Below are 4,183 nucleotides of genomic sequence, written 5' to 3' on the forward strand. Positions count from 1 at the left end.
AGTGGCGGTGGATGCCTTTGGCAATGCGATAGGGAATAGTATTGTTGCCGGCCTGAGTACGAAATCTGGCCCAGCTGCTGAAAATGGCAAGTTATCCGCCAAAGAGCAAGCTGAGCTTGATAAGAAAATGGTAGCGATGGATAAACAAATCCAAGCCAAACTCAATGGTCAGTCTGGAGCTAATGAACCTGTAATCCAAATGCAGTCACAAAATGGCGTGTTGGTGCCGCAAGGCAGTAATCCAGTTGAGATTTTTGATTGGTATCAGGAAAACGGTTTCTTAGAAAGCATGGGTGATAAGCAATATCACCAGTTGGCAGTAGCAGCGAATGCTTACGAAGATAAGTCAATGGCTCGAATTCAAGCGAGTATGGATTATTCGCAGATGCTGCAGCAAGACTTGAAGTACAAGCAGTTCAGTGTTGATGCTTCTGCCTATCGCTTGGCTCAGTCGGCGCAAGAGATGAAGTACTATGCGTTGGGCGGTTGGGAGCAAGGTAGCAATAATAGAAGTTTAGTTCCTATAACTTCAGAACTGAAACTTAACCCTAATCCAATGAAACAGTCAGAAGATTTAAGCTTATGGGGAGATGTTTCAACAGCTGCGGGCTATGCAGGAGCGTATTTTGAAGGGCTGGATCAAGCAGTAATTGGTACTGGTAAGTCGAAAGCGATAGGTGTTTTGCAAAATGCCGGTGCGCTTTGGGCAGGTAAACAAACTCAAATTGCCACAGCCAAAGGAATTGAAGGAGCGATGAGTGTAAGTAGTGCCACTGCAAAATCGACACAACAAGCAGCACGCTTTGCAACTGCAGCGAAAATGACCGGTCCTCTGGCATTGGCAGCTGGTGGTGTTGAAGTGTTCGCGGACACAATGGCTGCGCCTGAAGGGCAAGGTATTAAGTATGGTGTTGCGAGTGCAGGAGCTTTAGTCGCTGGAACCCTTGGGACGTCATTAGCGTATTATGCAGGTGTTACAGGCACTATGTTACTCTTCGCTAATCCTATTGGTGCCGTTGTTGTTGGGGGGGCATTAGCATTTGGTGCTGCATGGTCATGGAATGAATACGCATCTGGTGATGTCAAAGCGTTCTTCAGAGGAGAACCGATGAACTAACCGTAGTGCACGGTATTGATGACTATTATCTGTGTTATAAGATCACCCGCCTGCGCGGGTGATCTTATTTATAACGAATCCAAAACCACAAGTTTGCCCGGCGATTAGTATCGTATCTCCCGCTTTTATACCTTCAGAATCAAGACTAGGTTTTTTCCATTTAAACGATTCGGAATAATTGTCATTTTTAAAATCGACATAGAGTCGAACAAATACACCGGGTGTTCTACCGGTATTATTGATATCTGTGATAACTGCAGTTCTTGAAAAATGTTTTGCTGCAAAAATGTCACATGGTACTGCTGGAGGGACGGTTAAGATAAAGCCGATGAATAATGAGAACGCGGGAATTAATATGATACTCGCTATACATATTGAAATTTTTTTTCTTTTTGTTGCAGCCCCCTGGTAGTTGTTTTGCCAGTCGCTTTTTCCATTGTCATTTTTCTTTATAAATCCAAAATAAATAACTAAAACCAATATGGACAACGATGTTAGTGCTACCGTGACATTAAATAAATTTTTTTCATAGAAAAAAGCGATATTTGATGCTCTGTGTAGCAGAAATCCCAATAGGCTGAGTGTCAGACCTGTGGTCAAGATCCAGATGTTTTGCTTTTTATTCATATAACTTCCCAGATATAAAAATCGTTAACCGATCTTCTTTAGTCACCTAATTCCGTTTGAGGATAATGCTTCCCATTGAGTACTTTGCACTCTTTGTAATCAGGCAGAGTATTCAAATTGTAGCCGCAGCTTATAAACCGAATCCGATTGTCGGCTCAAAATAAACTTGCCATAGTGGTATGTCATGGTTTGAGCATCGACATCATTGCTGAAGATTGAGCTTTTGCTTCATCATAACGGGTGATGTGATATACATGCAACGCAGTGTTCCCCTGTTCTTGCTGCTCGTCTAATGGCTACCGGCTGGAGGGCAGCGGTTATCAGGATACGTTGAGTTCCGGTCAGATGCGCACGAGCACGTATTTTGATGGCAGCAGCAGTTACCGGTACGACTCTGATAAAGGGCTGCTGGCTTCCATGATGCCAGCGACACCTGAGCAGGCCGCTAAAACAGCTAAAGAGGCAGGCAAGCAGGCAGTGCTCAATGGTGCAACACCACAAGAAGCCAAAGCCATTGAACTACAAACGTATGCCAGAGAATCAGGTGGAGCTGTTGAAGCCGCAGGCCATGTGCGGACAGGCACAGGCAGTTTTGCACATGATGACAGCGAAGGGTTCTGGTTATCCAATGGCTCAGAACGCGCTTTCATTGGTTACGGTGCATCACAAAGTGATGTGTCTGACTTCCTTGGCAACAGTGCTGCACGGGATTTAGGCATGAACTATGCGGCACAGGTGATGGGCATCCGGCATGGGGCCAATGCTGCTCTTGCGCAAGGGATGGCAAGAGGGGAAGCCATGTATGTGGCGGGGATGAGAAACCGGGAAACAACAGGTGTTGATTTCACGCAGTTTAATCAGCAGGTGGATAGTTATATCCAGTTCAGGGAAGGGCAGCGAAGCCAGTTTAACCAGTCTTATGCCAGTTTTAATGGCGGTGAGAAATTCCTGTTTAATGCCGGAGCGAACCTGTTTGGCGGGCTTATCAGTGGTGGGCAGGCATTGGGTGATGCCACAGCGTTATTAGGTATTCAGGGAGGGAATGCTTTTGGCAGTGCGTGGTCGAATGTTGGTAGTACGTTATCCTATGTAGCACAAAACCCGGTAGATGCATTGGTAATTAACCCTGCAACTGCAGCATATAACCGTTACTCAAGTATTTATAATACGGATGGATTCGGAGCTGCTGCGGGTACATTGACAGGTGATCTATTGAGTGGTGTGCCATTTGCGGCTGTAGGATTTGCAAAACCATTAAATTTACCAAAAGCAGATCTTGCACCACTAAATAGAAGGATGTTCGCAGAAGATGCTTTAGTAGAGCTTGGTTTTAGTAAAGGCAGAGCTGCTAATTACATTGATGGTATAGATTTCAATCACCCAGTAGAGTTGGTTGAGTTGCCAGTAGGGGGGCCGTTTGCTCAGTTCCAGCCGATGGGAAGGCCATTTGGTAATTTCTTAACTGATATAGGAACTGATATAAATACCTTAGGTATAAGGCCTACAGGTAAACTGCTTACGCCATATGCGCCAACGCAGACAATACCAGCTTTAAGATCAATTACTTCAGACATAGAAGTTAATTGGGATGGACTACCGACATACCAAGCTAAAGGTGGAGGTGTTCAGTACATCATCCCTGATAAATATAAATCAATGTTCGAGGCATTATATTATGGCGACTAAAAGAGAAATGCTTGATCAAGTGCAGTTACATGATGCTTTGCAATCAGTTAATTCTCATTTAAAGCATGAAAAAGGTAATTTAGGACTGGAGATCATCCAGTCCCAACTTCAGTGGCTACAAGATTATGCAAGTGGTAAAACTTTTACAGGCTCTAAGTTAAAAGATATAGCCTTAGGTCAGCTTGCCATGAGGGAGGTGGAAACCCTAGATATGGAGCTTGCTGAAAAGCTTTATGAAATACAATCTGTAGTTAATGAGATAAAATAAGCAGCATAGTATTAACATCTAATCTAATTACCCTTAGCCATCTACTTGTTGTATCACCGTATCCAGCATCTCGCTCACAAACTTCTGTTTGGTGCGGGGTTGCTGGCTTATCTGCTCTATCTGCCGTTGTCCCGTTCATACCGTTCACATGGTTGGGGAGTATATAACCAGCAGTTTTTTGTTTGGATGTTGAACAATAACTTGCTGTTTACAGCTAAAAGTCTACTGCCATGCTGTCCCGTCCGGGTGTCCGGCAGGATTATTGAAGGTTTTTGTAACGCCATTTTGTTTGAAATTTAAACAATCTGGCTGAAGTTTTTTACTAAAAATGCCTGAGTGTGATCAGAATTTTTAGCGCTCCTTAAGAATTTGTACTCTTTTTAAGCAAGTGGCGGCTATTCAGGTAGCCGCTGCCTCTATCCTGCGCGGACAGTGTGTCTTGTGGTAATGCAGCTTGTAACCGGGTTTATTCTCTGGCATAAAAA

General features: G+C 44.1%; 4 protein-coding genes. 3 read left to right on the plus strand and 1 reads right to left on the minus strand.

Annotation, left to right across the window (positions count from 1 at the left end; translation table 11 throughout):
• The coding region (locus LSG34_RS20555; protein WP_233011207.1) for a hypothetical protein at positions 1-1,117 on the plus strand (1,117 nt) is incomplete at its 5' end.
• 42 nt (positions 1,118-1,159) lie between these two features.
• Here LSG34_RS20555 and LSG34_RS20560 read toward each other — a convergent pair.
• Complete coding sequence (locus LSG34_RS20560; protein WP_233011208.1) at positions 1,160-1,744, minus strand: hypothetical protein; 585 nt, start codon at positions 1,742-1,744, stop codon at positions 1,160-1,162.
• 330 nt (positions 1,745-2,074) lie between these two features.
• Here LSG34_RS20560 and LSG34_RS20565 point away from each other — a divergent pair, with 330 nt between their 5' ends.
• Positions 2,075-3,430 (plus strand): polymorphic toxin type 46 domain-containing protein, encoded by a 1,356-nt coding sequence (locus LSG34_RS20565; protein WP_233011209.1) that lies wholly within the window; start codon positions 2,075-2,077, stop codon positions 3,428-3,430.
• On the plus strand, positions 3,420-3,698 hold the full coding sequence (locus LSG34_RS20570; protein ID WP_233011210.1) for an immunity protein Tsi6 family protein: 279 nt from the start codon (positions 3,420-3,422) through the stop codon (positions 3,696-3,698). Before LSG34_RS20565 ends, LSG34_RS20570 begins: the two co-directional genes overlap by 11 nt.
• Positions 3,699-4,183 lie beyond the last annotated feature (485 nt).

The sequence above is a fragment of the Rheinheimera faecalis genome, assembly GCF_021290965.1.
Classification (GTDB): Bacteria; Pseudomonadota; Gammaproteobacteria; order Enterobacterales; family Alteromonadaceae; genus Pararheinheimera; species Pararheinheimera faecalis.